The organism is Duffyella sp. Ts4 (assembly GCF_051851875.1).
Taxonomy (GTDB): Bacteria; Pseudomonadota; Gammaproteobacteria; order Enterobacterales; family Enterobacteriaceae; genus Duffyella; species Duffyella gerundensis.
This window is the reverse complement of the sequence record NZ_JBLYPN010000001.1, coordinates 349,944-370,337: the sequence shown is the minus strand read 5'-3', so window position 1 is coordinate 370,337 and position 20,394 is coordinate 349,944. Positions and strand designations below refer to the sequence as shown.

At 53.0% G+C, this 20,394-nt stretch carries 21 protein-coding genes and 2 tRNA genes; 13 read left to right on the top strand and 10 right to left on the bottom strand.

The annotated features are described in order from the left end of the window. Positions 1-375 precede the first annotated feature (375 nt). Both ACJY2L_RS01775 and ACJY2L_RS01770 read left to right on the top strand, forming a co-directional pair. Positions 376-1,125, top strand: coding sequence for a MipA/OmpV family protein (locus tag ACJY2L_RS01775; protein WP_439212176.1), 750 nt, complete (start codon positions 376-378; stop codon positions 1,123-1,125). Between the two features lie 84 nt (positions 1,126-1,209). Further along, positions 1,210-2,058 carry an aldo/keto reductase gene (locus ACJY2L_RS01770; protein WP_439212175.1) on the top strand — a complete coding sequence of 283 codons (849 nt, stop codon included), beginning with the start codon at positions 1,210-1,212 and terminating at the stop codon, positions 2,056-2,058. Between the two features lie 30 nt (positions 2,059-2,088). Here ACJY2L_RS01770 and ACJY2L_RS01765 read toward each other — a convergent pair whose 3' ends face one another. Both ACJY2L_RS01765 and gapA read right to left on the bottom strand, forming a co-directional pair. Then, positions 2,089-2,967, bottom strand: a complete 879-nt coding sequence (locus ACJY2L_RS01765; protein ID WP_067431127.1) for a D-hexose-6-phosphate mutarotase — start codon at positions 2,965-2,967, stop codon at positions 2,089-2,091. A 75-nt stretch (positions 2,968-3,042) separates the two neighbouring features. Beyond that, the gene (gapA, locus tag ACJY2L_RS01760; RefSeq protein WP_067431125.1) at positions 3,043-4,041 is read right to left on the bottom strand and encodes a glyceraldehyde-3-phosphate dehydrogenase; all 999 of its coding nucleotides are present in this window, start codon (positions 4,039-4,041) and stop codon (positions 3,043-3,045) included. Between the two features lie 342 nt (positions 4,042-4,383). On the opposite strand from gapA, the gene msrB reads away from it, so the two are divergent. Both msrB and ACJY2L_RS01750 read left to right on the top strand, forming a co-directional pair. Further along, on the top strand, positions 4,384-4,794 hold the full coding sequence (gene msrB, locus ACJY2L_RS01755; protein ID WP_067431122.1) for a peptide-methionine (R)-S-oxide reductase MsrB: 411 nt from the start codon (positions 4,384-4,386) through the stop codon (positions 4,792-4,794). Positions 4,795-4,797: 3 nt separating this feature from the next. Then, a complete protein-coding gene (locus ACJY2L_RS01750; protein WP_187487743.1) occupies positions 4,798-5,079 on the top strand; it encodes a YeaC family protein in 282 nt (93 codons plus the stop codon). A 32-nt stretch (positions 5,080-5,111) separates the two neighbouring features. On the opposite strand, the gene pncA is transcribed toward ACJY2L_RS01750, so the two are convergent. The 3 genes from pncA to sppA all read right to left on the bottom strand — a co-directional run bounded on the left by pncA (position 5,112) and on the right by sppA (position 8,690). Next, the gene (gene pncA, locus ACJY2L_RS01745) at positions 5,112-5,720 is read right to left on the bottom strand and encodes a bifunctional nicotinamidase/pyrazinamidase (protein WP_439212174.1); all 609 of its coding nucleotides are present in this window, start codon (positions 5,718-5,720) and stop codon (positions 5,112-5,114) included. A gap of 12 nt (positions 5,721-5,732) precedes the next feature. Continuing rightward, positions 5,733-6,749 carry an asparaginase gene (ansA, locus tag ACJY2L_RS01740; RefSeq protein WP_067431114.1) on the bottom strand — a complete coding sequence of 339 codons (1,017 nt, stop codon included), beginning with the start codon at positions 6,747-6,749 and terminating at the stop codon, positions 5,733-5,735. Between the two features lie 84 nt (positions 6,750-6,833). Further along, positions 6,834-8,690: a signal peptide peptidase SppA gene (sppA, locus tag ACJY2L_RS01735; RefSeq protein ID WP_187486043.1), complete on the bottom strand. Its 1,857-nt coding sequence runs from the start codon at positions 8,688-8,690 to the stop codon at positions 6,834-6,836. Between the two features lie 160 nt (positions 8,691-8,850). On the opposite strand from sppA, the gene ACJY2L_RS01730 reads away from it, so the two are divergent. The 3 genes from ACJY2L_RS01730 (at position 8,851) to ACJY2L_RS01720 (ending at position 11,901) form a co-directional block, all read left to right on the top strand. Then, positions 8,851-9,402: an NAD(P)H nitroreductase gene (locus tag ACJY2L_RS01730; protein WP_187486042.1), complete on the top strand. Its 552-nt coding sequence runs from the start codon at positions 8,851-8,853 to the stop codon at positions 9,400-9,402. A gap of 281 nt (positions 9,403-9,683) precedes the next feature. Beyond that, the gene (locus ACJY2L_RS01725) at positions 9,684-11,642 is read left to right on the top strand and encodes a DNA topoisomerase III (protein ID WP_439212173.1); all 1,959 of its coding nucleotides are present in this window, start codon (positions 9,684-9,686) and stop codon (positions 11,640-11,642) included. Then, the gene (locus tag ACJY2L_RS01720) at positions 11,632-11,901 is read left to right on the top strand and encodes a DUF1496 domain-containing protein (protein ID WP_225701623.1); all 270 of its coding nucleotides are present in this window, start codon (positions 11,632-11,634) and stop codon (positions 11,899-11,901) included. The genes ACJY2L_RS01725 and ACJY2L_RS01720 overlap by 11 nt, the downstream gene beginning before the upstream one ends. Positions 11,902-11,937: 36 nt before the next feature. On the opposite strand, the gene xthA is transcribed toward ACJY2L_RS01720, so the two are convergent. After that, a complete protein-coding gene (xthA, locus tag ACJY2L_RS01715) occupies positions 11,938-12,741 on the bottom strand; it encodes an exodeoxyribonuclease III (protein WP_439212172.1) in 804 nt (267 codons plus the stop codon). Between xthA and ACJY2L_RS01710 the strand changes: the two genes are divergently transcribed. Beyond that, positions 12,719-13,018: a hypothetical protein gene (locus tag ACJY2L_RS01710; RefSeq protein ID WP_439212171.1), complete on the top strand. Its 300-nt coding sequence runs from the start codon at positions 12,719-12,721 to the stop codon at positions 13,016-13,018. The two genes, xthA and ACJY2L_RS01710, sit on opposite strands and share 23 nt — an antisense overlap. Here ACJY2L_RS01710 and ACJY2L_RS01705 read toward each other — a convergent pair. The 4 genes from ACJY2L_RS01705 to ACJY2L_RS01690 all read right to left on the bottom strand — a co-directional run bounded on the left by ACJY2L_RS01705 (position 12,980) and on the right by ACJY2L_RS01690 (position 14,705). Then, a tRNA-Tyr gene (locus tag ACJY2L_RS01705) sits at positions 12,980-13,064 on the bottom strand. The genes ACJY2L_RS01710 and ACJY2L_RS01705 overlap by 39 nt on opposite strands. 58 nt (positions 13,065-13,122) lie before the next feature. Beyond that, a tRNA-Tyr gene (locus ACJY2L_RS01700) sits at positions 13,123-13,207 on the bottom strand. A 139-nt stretch (positions 13,208-13,346) separates the two neighbouring features. Beyond that, complete coding sequence (gene purU / locus ACJY2L_RS01695) at positions 13,347-14,195, bottom strand: formyltetrahydrofolate deformylase (RefSeq protein ID WP_439212170.1); 849 nt, start codon at positions 14,193-14,195, stop codon at positions 13,347-13,349. A gap of 51 nt (positions 14,196-14,246) precedes the next feature. After that, positions 14,247-14,705 (bottom strand): YchJ family protein, encoded by a 459-nt coding sequence (locus ACJY2L_RS01690; protein ID WP_067431092.1) that lies wholly within the window; start codon positions 14,703-14,705, stop codon positions 14,247-14,249. A gap of 104 nt (positions 14,706-14,809) precedes the next feature. Here ACJY2L_RS01690 and rssA point away from each other — a divergent pair, with 104 nt between their 5' ends. From rssA to ACJY2L_RS01665, 5 genes are all read left to right on the top strand, one after another. Then, positions 14,810-15,712: a patatin-like phospholipase RssA gene (gene rssA / locus ACJY2L_RS01685; RefSeq protein ID WP_439212169.1), complete on the top strand. Its 903-nt coding sequence runs from the start codon at positions 14,810-14,812 to the stop codon at positions 15,710-15,712. A 100-nt stretch (positions 15,713-15,812) separates the two neighbouring features. After that, a complete protein-coding gene (gene rssB / locus ACJY2L_RS01680; protein WP_067431086.1) occupies positions 15,813-16,826 on the top strand; it encodes a two-component system response regulator RssB in 1,014 nt (337 codons plus the stop codon). A 191-nt stretch (positions 16,827-17,017) separates the two neighbouring features. Then, positions 17,018-17,926 (top strand): UTP--glucose-1-phosphate uridylyltransferase GalU, encoded by a 909-nt coding sequence (gene galU / locus ACJY2L_RS01675; RefSeq protein WP_067431082.1) that lies wholly within the window; start codon positions 17,018-17,020, stop codon positions 17,924-17,926. A 22-nt stretch (positions 17,927-17,948) separates the two neighbouring features. Continuing rightward, positions 17,949-19,289: a UDP-glucose dehydrogenase family protein gene (locus ACJY2L_RS01670; RefSeq protein ID WP_067431080.1), complete on the top strand. Its 1,341-nt coding sequence runs from the start codon at positions 17,949-17,951 to the stop codon at positions 19,287-19,289. Between the two features lie 14 nt (positions 19,290-19,303). Beyond that, a complete protein-coding gene (locus ACJY2L_RS01665) occupies positions 19,304-20,311 on the top strand; it encodes an NAD-dependent epimerase (protein WP_439212168.1) in 1,008 nt (335 codons plus the stop codon). The last annotated feature ends 83 nt before the right edge of the window (positions 20,312-20,394 follow it).

The window sequence follows — 20,394 nt, the reverse complement described above, 5'->3', positions numbered from 1 at the left end:
TCCCGGAAGATATCCTTTAATTAAGTACAGCAACCCTTATGCCAACCTGGCGTATTCTCCTGGAAATACACAAATTATAGGGTTACTCTTCTCTCAGAATTGAGTTGGTATGAGAGTTAACTGTAGATCGACCTCCAGATTAATTCTCGGGCAAAAAGCCCTTTTTGATGATTTTTCAATAAGAAAGTTTGCGAAACTTGCGTGGTTCCTGCATATAGCGCGGCCTGGCGGGGATTTGTAAATCTCGTGTGCCCTTCACTCTGTCACGGTTGATGCTATTTTGCTATATACGTTGCGCCACACAAACAGGTATACGCTGTCGCTTTAGCTGTGGCACCGATATTGTCATTGTTATATTTATGGAATGAATAAATTGTGAACTATTTCAAACTTAGCGCGCTGACCGTTATTTTACCTTGTGCTTTTACCTCTGCATTAACTCAGGCGGAAACGCTCTCACTGGGCGCCTCAGTGCTTTATGCACAGAGCCCTTATCGCGGTGGGCAGGATCGTTATCTGCCGATTCCGATCATTAATTATGAAGGCGACAGCTTTTGGTTCCGTAGCCTGCAGGGAGGTTACTACCTGTGGAAAGATCAGCAGGATCAGCTGTCTTTAACGCTGGTGGGATCGCCGCAGAAATATGATCCTAAGGACAACGATCACAGCGACATGAAAGCGCTGGATAAGCGCCGCATGACGCTGATGGCGGGCGCAACCTATCGCCACACCGCCGAGTGGGGCGTGGTGCGCACCGCGTTATTAGGAGACGTGCTGAACAACAGCAACGGTATCATCTGGGATTTAACCTGGCTCTATCCGGTTAAGCTTGGTCAGCTTACGTTGACGCCGGGCATTGGTGCCTTGTGGAGCAGCGCCAATCAAAACCGCTACTATTTTGGCGTGTCAGATCATGAATCGACGCGTACCGGCATTAACAGCTACGATCCTGATGACAGCTGGAATCCGTACGTTGAGCTGAACGCCAGCTATCAGCTCAGCACGCAGTGGAATGCCACTGTCTCGGGTCGCTATACCCGTCTCTCCAGCAAAGTCAAAGACAGTCCGATGGTGGATCGCGATGATCAGGTTTCTGTCTGGACAGGCATCAGCTATTCATTCTAATCGTCCGCTGATCTGCACGATAAAAGGGCGCTTGCGCCCTTTTGTGCATTTCCGGGGCGCAACAATGGCGCAACAGGAGGCAAGATGACACAGCATGTAAACCTTGGCGGTATCGCATTACCCGCTGTGGGACAGGGTACGTGGTTCATGGGTGAGCAGCCTGCTGAACAGCAGCGCGAAATAGCGGCGCTGCAGGCGGGCCTTGATGCCGGTTTGACGCTGATCGATACCGCGGAAATGTATGCTGAAGGCGGCGCGGAAAAGGTGGTTGGCATGGCGTTGAAGGGACGTCGCGATCGGGCATTTCTGGTATCGAAATTCTATCCCTGGCACGCCAGCGCGATTGAGGCGATAGAAGCGTGCGAGCGCAGCCTGAAAAGGCTACAGACCGATTATCTTGATCTCTATCTGCTGCACTGGCGTGGCAACGTGCCGCTGGAAGAGACGCTGCTGGCCATGCAGACGCTTCAGCAGCAGGGTAAAATCGGTCGCTGGGGCGTTTCTAACTTTGACGTCGAGGATCTGCATGAGCTGTGGCAGGAAGCGGGCGGTGATGCCTGTGCGACAAATCAGGTTCTCTATCATCTGGCTTCACGCGGTATCGAATACGATTTGCTGCCGGAATGTCAGCAGCGCAGCCTGCCGATAATGGCCTATTGTCCGCTGGCACAGGCAGGTAAATTGCGCCATCAGTTGCTTACGCATCCGTTGCTGCAGGAAATTGCACAACAAAAGGGCATCAGCGTGGCTCAGCTGTTGCTGGCATGGGTTATCCGTAAAGAGGGCGTAATGGCGATTCCCAAAGCCAGTTCAACGGCGCATGTGAAAGAGAATGCGCTGGCGATGCAGGTCACGCTGAGCAGTGAAGAACTGGCGCTGATCAATCAGGCTTTTCCGCCGCCGACCGGCAAACAGCCGCTTGATATGGTATGACGCGGCGAGACGATGCTCGCCGCGGAGAGATTACGCTTTGCGGCGCAAGCGGAAGGTGGTAGCCAGTCGGGCAGGCGTTTCGCCCGCACTTTTCATCGGCTGGTTGATGCTCGCGGTCTCCACGCAAACCATGGTTTTGTAGCCGTCGTTGGCCATATCCTGCATGCTGCAGGAGAGCTCAGCGCCTGGGTTCCAGGTCACCACATCCTGATGATAATGGTGATATACCTCAATGATGCGGTTATTGGCCGCATCGTTGATCAGGCTGCAATCTTCGGGCTGCGTATAGATGCGGTCAACCCGCTGCGTATAACGCTGTTTGCCGTCATCAGAGGTGCCGTTTTCACCGTTTTTCACCTTATCGATGAAGGTGTTGCCTAAGCCAGTGACTTCCGTCTGGTTGATATCACCCACGGCAAAGTAGGTGTGCAACGCTGCGGTAGCGGTGTAGTCGCCATGCGCTTCCAGCTCGATTTCACAGCGTTCACCAATGCGGAAGCGGGCAAACAGCGTGAAGTCGTGCGGCCACAGCTTTTTCGTCTGTTCACTGCTTTCCAGCACAAAGGTCAACATGACGCTCTGATCGTTTTCATCGTGGGCGCTTAACGTCCACGGCAACGTACGCGCAAAGCCGTGCGCCGGTTCTCCCGCCGGACCAAACCACGGCCAGCAGATCGGCACGCCGCCGCGAATCGCCTTACCCGGCGAGAATGCGGATTTTTCACTGAGCCAAATCGCTGGCGCTTCGCCATTGGGCTGCCAGGCAATCAGCTGAGCACCCTGCAGGGTCACAGCTGCACGAAATAACGGGTGATTAATGGCGATAACTGGCAGTTCTCCCAGCTGGCGTTGTGAGAGATAAGGTGAAATCTGGTTAACCACCGGCAGCGAAAAAATGGTGTGGGTCATAAGCTAATCCTTCCATCAGCGGCACGATAAAAAAGGGCGACCGAAGTCGCCCTTTGCCTGAAACGGAGCTGCAAATTATTTTGCAGAAACCAGTGCAATCAGGTCGAGAACTTTGTTTGAGTAGCCAGTTTCGTTATCGTACCAGGAAACCAGTTTCACAAAGTTGTCGTTCAGCGCAATACCGGCCTTCGCATCAAATACAGAGGTCAGCACTTCGCCGTTGAAGTCAGTAGAAACCACGTCGTCTTCAACGTAGCCCAGTACATCTTTCATTTCGCCTTCAGCAGCGGCTTTGATCGCTTCACAAATTTCTTTGTAAGACGCTGGTTTTTCCAGACGTACAGTCAGGTCAACCACAGAAACGTTTGGCGTTGGTACGCGGAAAGCCATACCGGTCAGTTTGCCATTCAGTTCTGGCAGCACTTTGCCTACAGCTTTCGCTGCGCCAGTTGAAGATGGAATGATGTTCTGAGATGCGCCGCGGCCGCCGCGCCAGTCTTTGTGAGACGGGCCATCAACGGTTTTCTGGGTGGCAGTGGTCGCGTGAACGGTGGTCATCAGGCCTTCAACGATACCAAACTTGTCGTTGATAACTTTAGCCAGTGGCGCCAGGCAGTTGGTGGTACAGGAGGCGTTAGATACGATATCCTGGCCAGCATATTTGTCGAAGTTGGCACCGCGAACAAACATTGGGGTGTCATCTTTCGATGGACCGGTCAGAACCACTTTCTTCGCGCCTGCAGCGATGTGTTTACGTGCAGTTTCGTCGGTCAGGAAGATACCGGTTGCTTCAGCAACAACATCAACACCTACGTCGCCCCATTTCAGGTTAGCCGGATCTTTCTCAGCGGTAACGCGAATGGTTTTGCCGTTTACGACCAGATGACCATCTTTCACGTCAACGGTACCGTCGAAACGGCCGTGAGTGGAGTCATACTTCAGCATGTAAGCCATGTATTCTGCATCCAGCAGATCGTTGATTGCCACGATCTCGATGTCAGAACGCTGCTGAGCAGCACGGAAAACGATGCGACCGATACGGCCAAAACCGTTGATACCTACTTTGATAGTCATATATTCCACCAGCTATTTGTTAGTGAATAAAAGGTTGGCTGTAAAATTACAAAAACCTTACCAGGCGTCAAGCGGAATCGTGTCAATAGTTGCGACAGGTCAATTCCTCGGCGAGGAATTATTCCTCTGCCGATCGCCTCTGACAGCTGATTTTTGCTCACTTCGCTTTGCTCTGCACAGTCCCGAAAAGACCCTGCATCGCTAAGAGTGATCTTCATCACAAATTCAGACTCTTGTTGCTACCGAACAGGGCAGGGCACAAATTATTCAGCTGCCATTGTTAGGTGTTTGTTAGAATATTAGCCGAAATTTCCAGATTCACCTTCCTCGAGACCTTCAATTATGGCAAAACCCGATACGCACCATGCATCAGACGTTGAGCTGAACGAAATGCAGCGTTACGTTACCCAGCAACGTGGCACCGAACCGCCTTACTCAGGCGCGTTATTGCACAACAAAGCTGAAGGTATCTATCACTGCCTGGTCTGTAATGCACCGCTGTTTCTTTCTGAAAGCAAGTACGACTCTGGCTGTGGCTGGCCCAGTTTTTATGAGCCGGTGAAGGATGATGCGATTCGTTATCTGGAAGATAATACTCACGGCATGCACCGCACGGAAATCCGCTGTGGAAGTTGCGATGCGCACCTGGGCCACGTTTTCCCTGACGGCCCGCAGCCTACCGGCGAACGCTACTGCGTAAATTCTGCGTCAATGCGTTTTACCGACGACGACGGCAATCAGGTAAAAGGGTAAGCCATGGATAAGGATCTACAGAGTGTACTGGCGGCAATGACGCCAGAAGTTTATCAACGTCTGGCGACGGCCGTTGAGCTGGGGAAATGGCCGGACGGCGTGGCGCTGACCCCGGAACAAAAAGCGCATTCGCTGCAGCTGGTGATGCTGTGGCAGTCTCAGCACAACGAGCAGGCGCAGCATATGAGCATTGCGAAGGGCGGCGAGATCGTCACCAAAAGCAAAAAACAGCTCAAGCAAGAACTGGGTATTGATGACGATATTACCCGGCTTACTCTGCACTAATATGACAAAGGCTGCCGCGGCAGCCTCTGTTTTTAAATCAGCGTCGCGCCCTGCGCGGCCATCTGTGCGAACGCGATGTCGCTGTCTTCCGGCGACAAATTTACCCCGCGACAGCCTGCTTTGATCACCTCAACCTGATAACCCAGCTCCAGCGCATCCAGCACGCTGTACTTCACGCAATAATCGGTTGCCAGCCCCAGCATCACTAAATGCGTAATGCCGCGCGCCTGCAACCAGCCGTGCAGTTCTGTCTGGCGCCGGTGACCGTTATCGAAAAAGGCGCTGTAGCTGTCGACATCCACATCTTCGCCTTTGTGGAAAATCGCTTCGATGACGCTGCGATCGAGCGCGGGATGAAAATCGGCACCCGGGCTGTGTTGAATCGCGTGATCGGGCCACCAAATTTGCGGCAGGCCGTTGAGTTCGCCGAGGGTATAAACCGGTTCGCCCGAAACCGAAGCAAAACTGCCATGTCTGGCAGGGTGCCAGTCCTGTAAAGCGATTACGCATTCACCACGTTGCTTAAACGCCTGTGCATACTGATTTGCTATTTCAACGGTTAAATCGCCCTCGGCTACCGCCATCGGCCCGCCGGGGCAAAAATCGTTTTGCAGATCGATAAGTACCAGTGCCCGTTTCATTGTTTCTCCTGCTTATTCGTCAGGGGTGAGTTCGCCGCGCAGGTTAGCCTGCATCTGCTGGCGGACCTGATCGCTGGTCAATGACTGGCTGAGCAGGAAGTGCAGCTTGGTCAGCGTCGCCTCCACCGTCAGGTCAGAACCGCTGACGACACCAGCATGCGCCAGCGCGTTGCCGGTGGCGTAACCGCCCATATTGACCTTGCCGGACATACACTGCGTCAGGTTCACTACCACGATGCCGCGTTCGGCTGCCTGCTTCAGCTCATTAATAAACTCCGGGTTTTGCGGCGCATTACCAACGCCGTACGAGCGCAAAATCAGCGCTTTGACCGGTTGTCGTAAAAAGTTGCGCACCACCTCCGCAGAAATACCCGGATAGATAGTGACCACGCCGATTGGCTGTGGCGTGATCGGATGAACGATCAGCTCCCCCTTGCCCTGTGGCGCAGGCGGCGTGCCGAGGCGGCGGATATGAATACCCGCTTCCAGCAACGGCGCCAGATTTGGCGAGGCAAAAGCATTGAAACCGTCGGCGTGGGCTTTGGTGGTGCGGTTGCCGCGAAACAGCGTGTTATTAAAGAACAAGGTGACTTCGCTGATGGGATAGTTGGCCGCGACAAACAGCGAATTGAGTAGATTCTGCTGACCATCAGAACGCAACTCAGCCAGCGGAATTTGCGAGCCGGTGACGATCACGGGTTTGGTGAGGTTTTCCAGCATAAACGACAGCGCCGATGCGGTGAACGCCATGGTGTCGGTACCGTGCAGGATCACAAAGCCATCATAGCGATCGTAGTTCTTTTTGATGTCATTGGCGATGGCCAGCCAGTCTTCAGGGGTCATGTCTGAAGAGTCCATCAGCGGCTGATATTCATGAATGGTAAACAGCGGCATTTCGGCGCGGTGGAACTCGGGCATATTGGCCAGCTGCTGCTGAAGATGTCCTGAAACCGGAATATAGCCCTGCGCTGAACGCTGCATCCCGATGGTTCCGCCCGTATAGGCGACGTAAATATTTTTCTTATGCATGGGTAACTCAGGCTTGCCACGAAAGGCGCATTATAGAAGGAAAGCGGGGGAAAAACAGCCCGACCAGTGGCCGGGCTGTGAACTTTATCGCACCTGCCCGCAGGTCAGACAGAAGGCATAACGATGGGCCGGATCGTTCATTTTGGTCATCATGCCAGGCTGAGATTGCATGGCTGACATCACTTCGGCAACCGGCGCAGGCAGCAACGCCTGGACGGCAGCAGGCAGCGTGGCGCGAACCGATGCATCAACCTGATTAAGCATCATGTCAACCAGTCCTGGTTCATCCTGATACCAGCTCAGTTGCGGCTGACTCAGTTTGGCCAGCGCGGCCGCTTTGTCGACGGCATCATCGAAGTCGCCCAGCGCGTCCACCAGACCATTGGCTTTGGCATCGCTGCCGGTCCAGACATGGCCCTGCGCAATCTGATCGATCTCTTGCGGCGTTTTGTTACGCGATTTGGCAACCAGACCAATGAAGTTTTTATAGCCGCTTTCAATGCTGATTTGCATCATCTGCTGCACTTCTGGCGGCAACGCCTTGGTGGTTGATACGTCGGCCAGCGGCGATGTAGCAACGCCATCGCCATGCACGCCAATTTCGTTCAGGCTGTTTTCAACGGTGTTGATGACGCCAAAAATACCAATTGAACCGGTTAGTGTGGTTGGGCTGGCCAAAATGTAATCCGCTGGCGTGGAGATCCAGTAGCCGCCGGAGGCCGCCATGCCGCCCATTGAGACTACCACCGGCTTGCCGGCTGCACGCGCCGCCGCCAGCTCTTCGCGAATCACCTCAGAAGCGGTAACGCTGCCGCCAGGGCTGTTCACACGGAACACTATCGCTTTGATTTTAGGATCGAGACGCGCTTCACGAATTTGCATGGCGGTGGTATCGCCGCCAACGCTGCTGGCGGTCTCTTCGCCATCCATGATGGCACCGTTAGCCAGGATTACCGCGATATTGCCGTTATCCTGGGTGCTGGCGTGCAGCGGATAATCGTAAATGCTGATCGCATGATAATCGTTGCTCTGCTTGTCCCAGCCAAAGGTTTTGCTGAACAGCTGCTCAATGTCGGCTCGCGTGGCGAGCTGATCTACCAGCTTGTTATCAAGCGCATACTTCGCGGTATCGCCTTCTGCTTTCTGCAGGCCGGCAATCACGCCCTGAGCACCCGGGAACAGCTGATCCGGGGTAATCTGGCGGTTAGCGGAAACGGTATTGAGATAGTTCTGCCACAGCTCGCCAATCCAGCGGCTGTCCGCTTCGCGGGCGGCAGGCGACATGTCATCACGCAGGAAGGGTTCCACGGCAGACTTATAGGTACCCACGCGGAAAACGTGCGAGCTGACCTTTAACTTATCCAGCAGCGATTTGTAGTAAAGGCCGTTAGTGGCAAAACCATGCAGGTCAACCGCGCCCTGCGGCGAAAGATAGATTTTATTGGCGTAGCTGGCCAGATAATATTGTGCCTGCGTGTAGCTGTCGCCGGTGGCGAATATAGGTTTGCCCGCATCACGGAACTGGCGCAGCGCTTTACCGATGTATTGCAGCGAAGGCTGATCGGCGCCGGCAAAATCGCGTAAATCGAGCACAATACCGGTGATGTTTTTGTCATCTCTTGCCTGGCGAATGGCATCAACGACATCAAACAGGGAGTTTTCTTTGAGGCGATCGCTGCTGGCACCCAGAAGCTGACGGCTCAGTTTGCTGAGCTTATTGCTGACCGATGGCTTATCCACCACCACGCCGGTCAGATCGATTTTTAGCGCGCCGCGCTGCACATCAGCGGGAGCAGACGCATGATTAATTTGCAGCCAGATGCCTACGCCCACCAGCACTAAAAAAATCAAAAAAAGGTTCAGGATAAATTCCCTGATAAAATTTAAAACGCGCCAGCTCCACTTAAAGAAACCCGCAATAATTCGCCACAAGGTGCGCATAGCATCTCCCTATTATCTCATTCAGACCGCAGAGGTCCGATTACCGCACTCATCCTAAAGAGCGGCGTGCTAAAAGTCAGCATGAAATCGAGCGCGACTGTTACAAAGTGCTGGCCTGTGCTAGTTTGTTGTTAATGCTAATCATTATCAGGAGGCTCAGATGGATGCGCTGGATTTATTGGTAAACCGACGTTCTGCATCGCGGCTCAGTGAGCCCGCGCCAGCCGGCGAGGCGCTGGAGAATATCATCAGGGCGGGCATGCGCGCCCCCGATCACGGTACACTTCAGCCGTGGCGCTTCATTATTGTCGAAGGGGAAGGGCGCGACCGCTTCAGCCAGCTGCTGGAAAAATGCGCGCGCGATGATGACATGGAACAGAAGGCGATTGATAAAGCGCAAAAATCGCCTTTCCGCGCACCGATGATCATTACTGTGGTGGCGCATTGCGAAGCACATCATAAAGTCCCGCGCTGGGAACAGGTGGTGTCCGCAGGCTGTGCGGTGATGGCCATGCAGATGGCGGCGCAGGCGCAGGGCTTTAACGGCATCTGGCGTAGCGGCCCATGGACCGATCACGCGGCGGTGCGTGAGGCGTTTGGCTGCCGCGAGCAGGATGCCATTGTGGGCTTTCTCTACTTAGGTACGCCGCAACTTAAATCCTCTACTACCGTTCTGCCACCCGATCACGCGCCGTTTGTCCGTTATTTCTGATGACGTAAAGCAGGGCAGTGCTTGCCCTGCCGGGCTCGCCGTGTGCCCTGTCCGCGAAATTTCTCAATCCCCTTATCAGCTTACGTTGAAAACGCTACTATAGCCGCCGCAAAATCTTGCGATGCCGCGCGCATCTCGGCGCAATCTGCTGGTGCGCAGGCGCCGCAGCACGTTAAGATTTCGCCTCTCTGCTCAGGGCTGATTAAGCCCTGGCGGATTTATTCGGCGCAAGACAACGCCGAGGATTTTTGTCTTTTCGAGTAGAAGGTTGCCGGCAACAGATGCGTTTGTTTATTGCAGAAAAACCCAGCCTCGCCCGCGCCATTGCAGATGTGCTGCCCAAGCCACATCGTCGCGGCGATGGCTTCATTGCCTGTGGCAACGATCAAATGGTGACTTGGTGCGTAGGTCACCTGCTGGAGCAGGCTCAGCCGGACAGCTATGACAGTAAGTACGCCCGTTGGTCACTGGCCGATCTGCCTATCGTACCGGAAAAATGGCAGCTGCAGCCGCGTCCCTCGGTGGCGAAACAGCTGAAAGTGATCAAAGGCTTACTGACGCAGGCCTCACAAGTGGTGCACGCAGGCGATCCGGACCGTGAAGGCCAGCTGCTGGTCGATGAAGTGATCGACTATCTTGGTCTGTCGGCAGAGAAACGCGAAAAAGTGCAGCGCTGTCTGATTAACGATCTCAATCCGCAGGCGGTGGAGAAGGCGATTGGCCGGCTGCGTGAAAACCGTGAGTTTGTGCCACTTTGTGTCTCTGCGCTGGCCCGTTCTCGCGCCGACTGGCTTTACGGCATCAATATGACCCGTGCCTATACGCTGCTGGGGCGCAACGCTGGTTACGATGGTGTGCTTTCGGTCGGACGGGTGCAAACGCCGGTGTTAGGGCTGGTGGTGCGCCGCGATGAAGAGATCGAAAACTTCGTCGCCAAAGACTATTTCGAAGTCAAAGCGCACATTATTACGCCCGATGGCGTACGGTTTACCGCGCTATGGCAGCCCAGCGAATCCTGTGAACCCTGGCAGGATGAAGAGGGCCGATTGCTGCACCGTCCGCTGGCCGATCACGTAGTCGCGCGTATTCAGGGTGTGCCAGCTATGGTCAGCGGCTATCAGGATAAGCGTGAAAGTGAAACCGCGCCGCTGCCGTTCTCTCTCTCCAGCCTGCAAATTGAAGCCGCTAAGCGTTTTGGGCTGAGTGCGCAAACCGTGCTGGATACCTGCCAGCGGCTCTATGAAACGCACAAGCTGATCACCTATCCGCGCTCGGACAGCCGATATCTGCCCGATGAGCACTTCAACGGACGTCACGCGGTGCTCAAGGCGATTCAGCAGCATCAGCCGACGCTGGCGTTGCCGGAAGATGCCGATACCAATCGGCGTAACCGCTGTTGGGATGATAAAAAAGTTGATGCTCACCACGCCATCATTCCAACTGCACGCAGCAGCAGCGTTAATCTCAGTGAAAACGAAGCCAATATTTATGCGCTGGTGGCCAGACAATATTTGATGCAATTCTGTCAGGATGCGCTGTTCCGCAAATGCGTGATCGATCTTGATATTGCGGGCGGCAAATTCAGCGCCAGAGCCCGTTTTCTGGCGGAAGCGGGCTGGCGCGCCATGCTGGGAAGCAAAGAGCGCGATGAGGAAAATGACGGTACGCCGCTGCCGGTGGTGGCTAAAGGCGATGAGTTGCACTGTGAGCATGGTGAAGTGCTGGCCAAACAAACGCAGCCACCGCGGCCCTTCACCGATGCGACGTTGCTCTCCGCCATGACCGGCATTGCCCGCTTTGTGCAGGATAAAGATCTAAAGAAAATCCTCCGATCGACCGATGGTTTAGGCACTGAGGCGACACGTGCCGGCATCATTGAGCTGCTATTCAAACGTACCTTCTTGTTTAAGCAGGGGCGCGCCATTCATGCCAGCGAAGCGGGGCGCGCCCTGATTCATTCGCTGCCGGAAATGGCTGCCCGGCCCGATATGACCGCGCAGTGGGAATCAACGCTGACTAAAATCAGCGAGAAGCAGTGTCGTTATCAGGACTTTATGCAGCCGCTGGTTGAGACGCTCTATCAGCTTATTGCGCAGGCGCGTCAACAACCCGCTGCGCATGCATTCCGTGGCCTGCCCGCAGCAAAAAAAGGCAGCCGCCCGGCTAAACAGACGACCTATCGGAGAAAGACCAGTGCGAAAAAGAGCGGCGGCAATAGCAATAATGTTGATGGTCAGTAGTGCAGCGATGGCGCACCGTGAAGAGTACAACTCAATGCCTTCTCAGGGCGGTAACGCGGATGTGGTGGTTGATCTACCGCCGGAAGTCTGGACGCAAAATCAGCAGCGGCAGCAGGATGACTGTCAGCGTTGCTGTACTTACGAGAATCGGCGCTACAGTGAAGGATCGCTCGTTAAAGCGGAGGGCATTATTCTGCAATGTTCCCGTGACGAGAAATCACTGGGCACCAATAATTTGATCTGGAAAGTCCTGAAATAGTCGAACGGGCCGCGGATTAGCCGCGGCTCGTTGCGATTACAGCGTAAAGCTGGCCCAGACCGGCGCATGATCGGAGGGCTTCTCCATCGCACGGATCTGATAATCGATGCCGGTTTCAGCAAGGCGTTCCGCCAGTGGCTGGCTGGCCAGCAGCAGGTCGATGCGCAATCCGCGATTGTCATCAAACCCTTTGGAACGGTAGTCAAACCACGAGAACTGCTCGTTATCTTCAGGATGCTGCAGGCGCCAGGTATCGACCAGCCCCCACCCCAGCAGCCTATCCATCCATTCACGCTCTTCCGGTAAAAATGAACATTTGCCGGTTCGCAGCCAGCGTTTGCGGCTCTCTTCACCAATGCCAATATCCAGATCGGTTGCGCTGATGTTCATATCACCCATCACCAGGATGGGCTTATCCATTGGCTGCGCCTGCAGATAATCCTGTAAATCGCGATAAAAGCGCGCCTTGGCCGGAAACTTGGTGGGATGGTCGCGGCTTTCGCCCTGGGGGAAATAGCCGTTGATCACCGTGATGTCGCCCAGCGGGCTCGGGATGTCGGCCATGATCAGCCGACGCTGCGCGTCTTCTTCATCGCCGGGAAAACCATAACGCACCCCGGTGGGGGCGGTTTTGGTCAGCAGCGCCACGCCATAATGGCCTTTCTGGCCGTGGTAAAAGACGTGATAGCCCAGCTTACTGACCTCTTCAAGCGGAAACATATCGTCATGGACTTTTGTTTCCTGCAGGCCGATGACGTCAGGCTGGTGCTGTTCAACCAACGCGGCCAGTTGATGAGGACGCGCACGCAGCCCATTGATGTTAAAAGAAACAAATTTCATTTCAGTTGCCATAGTGCAGGGAAAATATGCCGCGATGGTAGCAGAGAGCCCGGCGGATTGTCGAAGCTTCTACAGGCGCGAGGGTGAATTTAACGAGGCGGAAGGGCGGCAGACACCCTGGCATTGCGAATCAACAAGCGTCATTTTCGGGCAGGATGAAGCGTATGAAATTAACAGAACAGGAAAGAACAAGACGTGTTCAGGAAAATATAGCAAGAAGGAGCGAGGCGAACTGAAATGGTGGTGGGAGAAGGATTCGAACCTTCGAAGTCTGTGACGGCAGATTTACAGTCTGCTCCCTTTGGCCGCTCGGGAATCCCACCGGGGATCATGTTGTAGTACATGCATTCAGTTTAACGTGCTTAGCAGCAGCAAAGTAAATGGTGGTGGGAGAAGGATTCGAACCTTCGAAGTCTGTGACGGCAGATTTACAGTCTGCTCCCTTTGGCCGCTCGGGAACCCCACCACGGGGCTGCTTATTACTGAAAGCGGGCGCATCATACCAAATGAAATGTGGCTGTAAAGCGCCATCATCATAAAGCCGCGGCGTTTGCCCATTATTTAAACATCATGCTGGTTCGTCATACAAACCAGCATGAAAAGGCTTATAAAATGATGGTGCGGTTGCCGTAAACAAACACCCGTTGCCCCAGCACTTTATACAGCGCACGACTTAGCACGTTCTTTTCGACGTCACGACCAGCACGCATCATATCTTCAGCGGTGTAGTTGTGATCAACGTGAATCACATCCTGCATGATGATCGGGCCTTCATCGAGATTATCATTCACATAGTGCGCCGTGGCGCCAATGATTTTCACCCCGCGCTCATACGCCTGATGATAAGGACGTGCGCCGATAAACGCCGGTAAAAATGAGTGGTGAATATTAATAATCTGATTGGGGAAGCGCTGAACAAAGGCAGGCGTTAACACGCGCATATATTTGGCCAACACAACATAGTCAGGCTGGTGGCGCTCAATCTCCACGGCCATATTAGTGTCATGCTCTTCGCGCGTCAGGCCTTCATGGCTGACTAACACAAACGGAATGTCAAAGCGTTCAACCAGCGTGCGCAGCGTATCGTGATTACCGATGACTGCTGCGATCTCCACATCCAGCCCACCGTAAGCGCTTTTCATCAGCAGATCGCCAAGACAGTGCGCTTCTTTAGTGACCAGAATGACGATGCGCCGACGACCGGCAGAGTTCAGCTCGCGAGTGGCACCCTGCGGCAGGGCGCCATCCAGATCGGCCAACAGGGTTGCGTCGTTGAAAATACCTTCCAGCTCGGTGCGCATAAAAAAGCGCCCGGTGCGATGGTCAACGAACTCGTTGTTTTGCACGATGTTAAGCTCGTGCTTGTAACAAATATTGGTGATTTTGGCGATCAGGCCTTTTGCATCCGGACAAACGGTCCGAAGCACTTTTCTTTCGATGGTTTGCGCTTGCATATCAATTAGCATCCTGTGAAACAATCAATCCGCTGGTTTTTGAGCCAGACATCAAAGGCCGCAACATTTTTTGTATTTTTTGCCCGAGCCACATGGACAGGCGTCATTGCGGCCTGGCTGCGGGTACGTACCGTCGACATAGTACCAGCGATGATCCTCGCGAAGAAAGCGCGAACGTTCATAGATAAAGCCGTTGGTATGGTTTTCGACATAGCGCGCAAAAAAGGTTACCAGGCTTTCATTCTCATGGTTTCCTGCTTCGCAAGCGGTTACATTCAATCCAAGCCATTGTGTATTTTGAAAACTTTCAGATAATGACGCACTTAGTGAAGGCGAACGCTGAGCGGGATGCCAGGTGGCCAGCAGCCAGGCAAGGTCGTGCTTCACGTAGGCGCTGTAGCGTGAACGCATCAGGGCTTCTGCTGTAGGGGGCTGAGCAGCCCGCGCTAAGTAGGGCTGGCAACATAGGCTATACTGCTGGCCACTGCAGCAGGGACAGGGTTCTGACACGTTAACTCCAAACTGTGATTAATGAGAGCGTTTACAAGCGCCCTATGTTACCCGAGTCAGGGAATTGAAGTCATCAGGGTGATGCCGCTGAGAGTAGAGGTTGTATGAGACAGGTAAAAATAGGCCTGGCCCTTGGCGCAGGCGCGGCAAAAGGCTGGGCGCACATCGGCGTGATTAAGGCGCTGGAGCGCGCGGGCATTCAGATAGATGTCGTGGCGGGTTGTTCGGTCGGCGCGTTAGTCGGCTCTGCCTACGTTAACCAGCGTCTTCCGCGGATGGAAAAGTGGGTCTGCTCATTCAGCTATTGGGATGTCATCCGGCTTATGGATTTTTCCTGGCGGCGTGGCGGCCTGCTGCGCGGCGAGAAGGTATTTAATCATATTCATCGTCTGATTCCGCACGAGACCATCGAGGAATGCGGCAAACCCTTCGGCGTGGTGGCCACCAACTTAAGCACCGGGCGTGAGCTTTGGCTAACCGATGGTGATCTACAGCGTGCCGTGCGCGCCTCTTGCAGTATGCCCGGCCTTCTGGCACCAGTAAGCTACAATGGATACTGGTTGGTGGATGGCGCGGTGGTCAACCCGGTTCCTGTCTCACTGACCCGCGCCCTTGGAGCAGATATTGTGATCGCCGTTGATTTACAACATGATGCTCACCTCATGCAGCAGGATCTCCTGTCCGTCACGCCGCCGGTGGATGAGTCGGTAGCACCTGAAAGCCGCGGCTGGCGTACGTCAATCCGCCAGCGGCTAATGGGTATGACCCAAAGGCGGAGTAATCAGACGCCCGGTGCAATGGAGATCATGACGACCTCTATTCAAATGCTGGAAAACCGCGTCAAGCGCCATCGTATGGCAGGCGATCCGCCAGATGTGCTGATTCAGCCCTTCTGCCCGCAGATATCGACGCTGGATTTTCATCGGGCAGAAGAGGCGATTGCCGCAGGGAAAGCGGCCGTAGACAAGAAAATGGACGAGCTTTTACCACTATTACGAAACATTTGATTGTGTCTGAACAAAAAACACAACGAGTTCAGCCAATTCTGACAGGCAAAACAGCAGTTTTTGAGCCACTATTGAAATATCTGGTACCAGGGGGAGATAAATGGAAAAGCCGCTAATTGGGAAAAAGATTCTCATCATTGAAGATGAGGTCATTTTCCGCTCTCTGCTGGAAAACTTCCTCCAGGCAATGGGTGGCGAAATCGCTACCGCTGGTGACGGTCTTGAAGGGATTGAGAAGCTTAAGGTCGCCGCGCCGGATCTGATTATTTGCGATCTTGAAATGCCTCGCATGAACGGCATCAAGTTTGTAGAACATCTGCGTACGCAGGGCTCGGTGATCCCTGTGTTGGTAATCTCGGCCACCGAAAATATGGCGGATATTGCCCACGTACTGCGGCTTGGCGTGCAAGATGTGCTGTTGAAACCGCTTAAAAATCTTGAGCGTCTGCGCGAAGCCGTTTACGAATGTCTCTATCCCTCAATGTTTACCTCAAAAGTAGAAGAGGATGAACAGCTGTTTCAGGATTGGGATGCGCTGGTGCGCGATCCCAGCGCCGCCGCCAAGCTGTTGAAACAGCTGCAGCCGCCGGTGCAGCAAACCATCGCTAACTGCCGTATCAATTATCGCCAGCTGACGATGGCCGAGCAGCCAGGCCTGGTCCTGGATATTGCTGCGCTCTCGGATAAAGATCTGGCGTTCTATTGTCTGGATGTCACGCGAGCAGGAGATAACGGTGTGCTGGCCGCCTTGTTGTTGCGTGCGCTGTTTAATGGCCTGTTGCAGGAGCAGATTTCAGAGCGCAAACAAAGGCTGCCGGAATTAACCGGGCTGTTAAAACAGGTGAACCTTTTATTACGGCAGGCTAATTTACAGGGGCAATTTCCGCTGCTGGTAGGTTATTACCATCAGACCTTAAAGAGCCTTATCCTCGTTTCTGCTGGTTTAAACGCCACTTTGAACATTAATACTCATCAAATACAGCTGAGCAATGGTGTTCCGCTCGGCACAATGGGAAGCACACATCTTAATCAAATAAGCCAAAAAGGCGATGCCTGGCAATGTCAGGTATGGGGCGCTGGTGGCAGGCTGCGCCTGATGTTAGCGACCGATTAAGCCAGTAAAAAATATATTTTTTGGCACTTCTCAGCAGTGCCAAATTTAAGCTTTACACTTGGGTAATAATCTTAATTTCGTCGGATATGACCTAACCAGGATAAATCCGGCGCTATTCACCTGATATACTCATTTCGTTTTTAAATCGACATATCAAGTAATAACTTGAACTGCCTAAGAGGGGTATCTTAATGTCTGCCTATAAGTCAAAAGTAAAAAAAGCGGTAATCCCAGTTGCAGGTTTAGGCACGCGTATGCTGCCTGCCACCAAAGCAATTCCAAAAGAAATGTTACCGCTGGTTGATAAGCCACTGATCCAGTATGTCGTGAACGAATGTATCGCTGCCGGTATCAACGAAATCGTACTGGTTACCCACTCTTCAAAAAATGCTATCGAAAACCATTTTGATACCAGCTTTGAACTTGAGTCCATGCTGGAAAAACGCGTTAAGCGTCAGCTGCTGGACGAAATCCAGTCAATCTGCCCACCACACGTGACCATCATGCAGGTTCGTCAGGGTATCGCTAAAGGCCTGGGCCACGCTGTAATGTGTGCGCAGCCACTGGTTGGCAACGAGCCATTCGTGGTTATCCTGCCAGACGTGATCATTGATGAATATGAATCCGATCTGTCTAAAGAAAACCTGGCAGAAATGCTGCAGCGTTATGACGAAACCGGCCGTAGCCAGATCATGGTTGAGCCCGTTGCCGATGTAACCGCTTACGGCGTGGTTGATTGCCAGGGCGCAACCCTGAACCCAGGTGACAGCGCACCGATGGTGGGCGTAGTTGAGAAGCCTAAAGCGGCTGAAGCGCCTTCTAACCTGGCGGTAGTGGGTCGTTATGTCCTGTCTGCTGATATCTGGCCTCTGCTGGCTAAAACCCCAGCGGGCGCAGGCGGCGAAGTACAGCTGACTGACTCCATTGCAATGCTGATGGAAAAAGAGACCGTTGAAGCGTATCACCTGAAAGGTGTGAGCCATGACTGCGGCAACAAGCTGGGCTACATGCAGGCATTCGTTGAATACGGCGTGCGTCATGAAACGCTGGGCAGCGACTTTAAAAAGTGGCTTGAAAGCGAAGTTGGCAGCAACAAGTAATTATTAGGAACGGGATAACTCAATGAAAGTCTCCGTATTTGGTATCGGCTATGTTGGTCTGGTTCAGGCTGCAGTATTGGCTGAAGTTGGACATGACGTTCTTTGTGTCGATGTTGACGCGAACAAAGTCGAAAATCTGAAAAAGGGCATCATCCCTATTTATGAGCCGGGCCTTACCCCGCTGGTAAAACAGAACTATGAAGCGGGTCGCCTGAAGTTCACTACCGACGCGGAAGAGGGTGTTAACCACGGTGTGATGCAGTTCATCGCAGTGGGCACGCCTCCTGACGAAGATGGCTCAGCAGACCTGAAATATGTGACGGCAGTAGCCCGTACCATTGCTCAGTACATGACCGAGCACAAAGTGGTGCTGGACAAATCTACCGTACCGGTTGGCACGGCAGATAAAGTACGCGCAGTAATGGAAGAGACCCTGAAGGCGCGCGGCCTTGACGTCACGTTTGACGTGGTGTCGAACCCAGAGTTTCTGAAAGAAGGCGCGGCGGTCAGTGACTGTATGCGTCCTGAGCGTATTGTTGTCGGTACTGACAACGACGACGTAGTTGAACTGCTGCGTGAACTCTACGAGCCGTTTAACCGCAATCACGATCGTCTGATCCTGATGGATATCCGTAGTGCTGAGCTGACCAAATATGCGGCTAACTGCATGCTGGCCACCAAAATCAGCTTTATGAATGAGATGTCTAACCTGGCGGAACGCTTGGGAGCCGACATCGAGAAAGTGCGCCAGGGGATCGGTTCTGATCCACGTATTGGCTACCACTTCATCTATCCAGGCTGTGGCTACGGCGGTTCATGTTTCCCGAAAGATGTGCAGGCGTTAATTCGCACGGCTGAATCTATCGGTTACACACCGCGCCTGCTGCAGGCGGTTGAAGATGTGAATGACAAGCAGAAAACCAAGCTGCCAACGTTTATCAAACGTCATTTCGGTGATGACCTCAAAGGGAAAACCTTTGCGTTGTGGGGTCTCTCTTTTAAACCGAATACCGATGATATGCGTGAGGCGTCAAGTCGTGTACTGATGGAAACGCTGTGGGAAGCGGGCGCCAGCGTACAGGCATTTGACCCAGAAGCGATGGATGAAGCACAGCGCATCTACGGACATCGTAGTGACCTGAAACTGATGGGCACGAAAGAATCTGCTCTGCAGGGTGCTGATGGCCTTGTCATCTGTACCGAATGGCAGAACTTCCGCGCACCGGATTTTGATGTCATTAAAAATGCCCTAAAAGAACCCGTGATTTTTGATGGTCGTAACCTGTATGATCCAGAAAGAATCAGCAAACGCGGTTTCGTTTATTATGCAATCGGCCGCGGGAAGTCTATCGACATTGCATAATTAACGAGGAAAGTATGAAATATCTGGTTACCGGCGCAGCAGGTTTTATTGGTTTTCATGTTAGCCAGCGCCTGCTGGACGCCGGTCACCAGGTTGTCGGTCTCGACAACCTGAATGATTATTACGATATCAGCCTCAAGCAAGCCCGTCTGGATCAACTCCTTCACCATTCTCAGTTTACGTTCAGTCATGGCGATCTTGCCGATCGGCAGGCAATAGCCTCGTTGTTTGAGCAGAACGGCTTTGAACGGGTAATACATCTGGCCGCCCAGGCTGGCGTACGTTATTCCATTGATAATCCTCACGCCTATGCTGATGCTAATTTAGTGGGTCACCTCAATATTCTTGAAGGATGCCGCCATCATAAGATTGGCCATTTATTATACGCGTCCTCCAGTTCTGTTTATGGATTAAATCGTAAAACGCCTTTTTCTACCAATGACAGCGTCGATCATCCGGTATCGCTCTATGCAGCGACGAAAAAGGCTAATGAGTTAATGTCGCACGCCTATTCCCATCTTTATAATGTGCCCACCACCGGCCTGCGCTTTTTTACCGTGTATGGTCCATGGGGTCGGCCTGATATGGCTTTATTTAAATTTGCTAAAGCAATCATCGCGGGCGAAAGCATTGATGTTTATAACCACGGAAAAATGCGCCGCGATTTTACTTATATTGATGATATTGCCGAAGCTATCGTGCGTTTGCAGGATGTGATTCCGCAACGTGATGAAAACTGGACGGTAGAATCGGGCTCGCCAGCAACCAGCTCTGCACCATATCGTGTCTATAATATTGGCAACAGTCAGCCAGTGACGCTGATGGCTTATATTGAGGCGCTGGAGAAAGCGTTGGGTATTGAGGCCAAAAAGAATCTGCTGCCAATGCAGCCTGGCGACGTACTGGAAACCAGTGCCGATACCAGCGCGCTTTACGAGACGATTGGTTTTAAACCGGAAACAACGGTGGAAGAGGGCATTGCCCGCTTTGTCAGCTGGTATAAAGCATTCTATCAACAATAAACCAGTGGAATTAAAAAAAGGAAGCCAGGCTTCCTTTTTTTATGCCCTGCATGATGTGTTTAAGTGACAAAGTTTCGTCATTA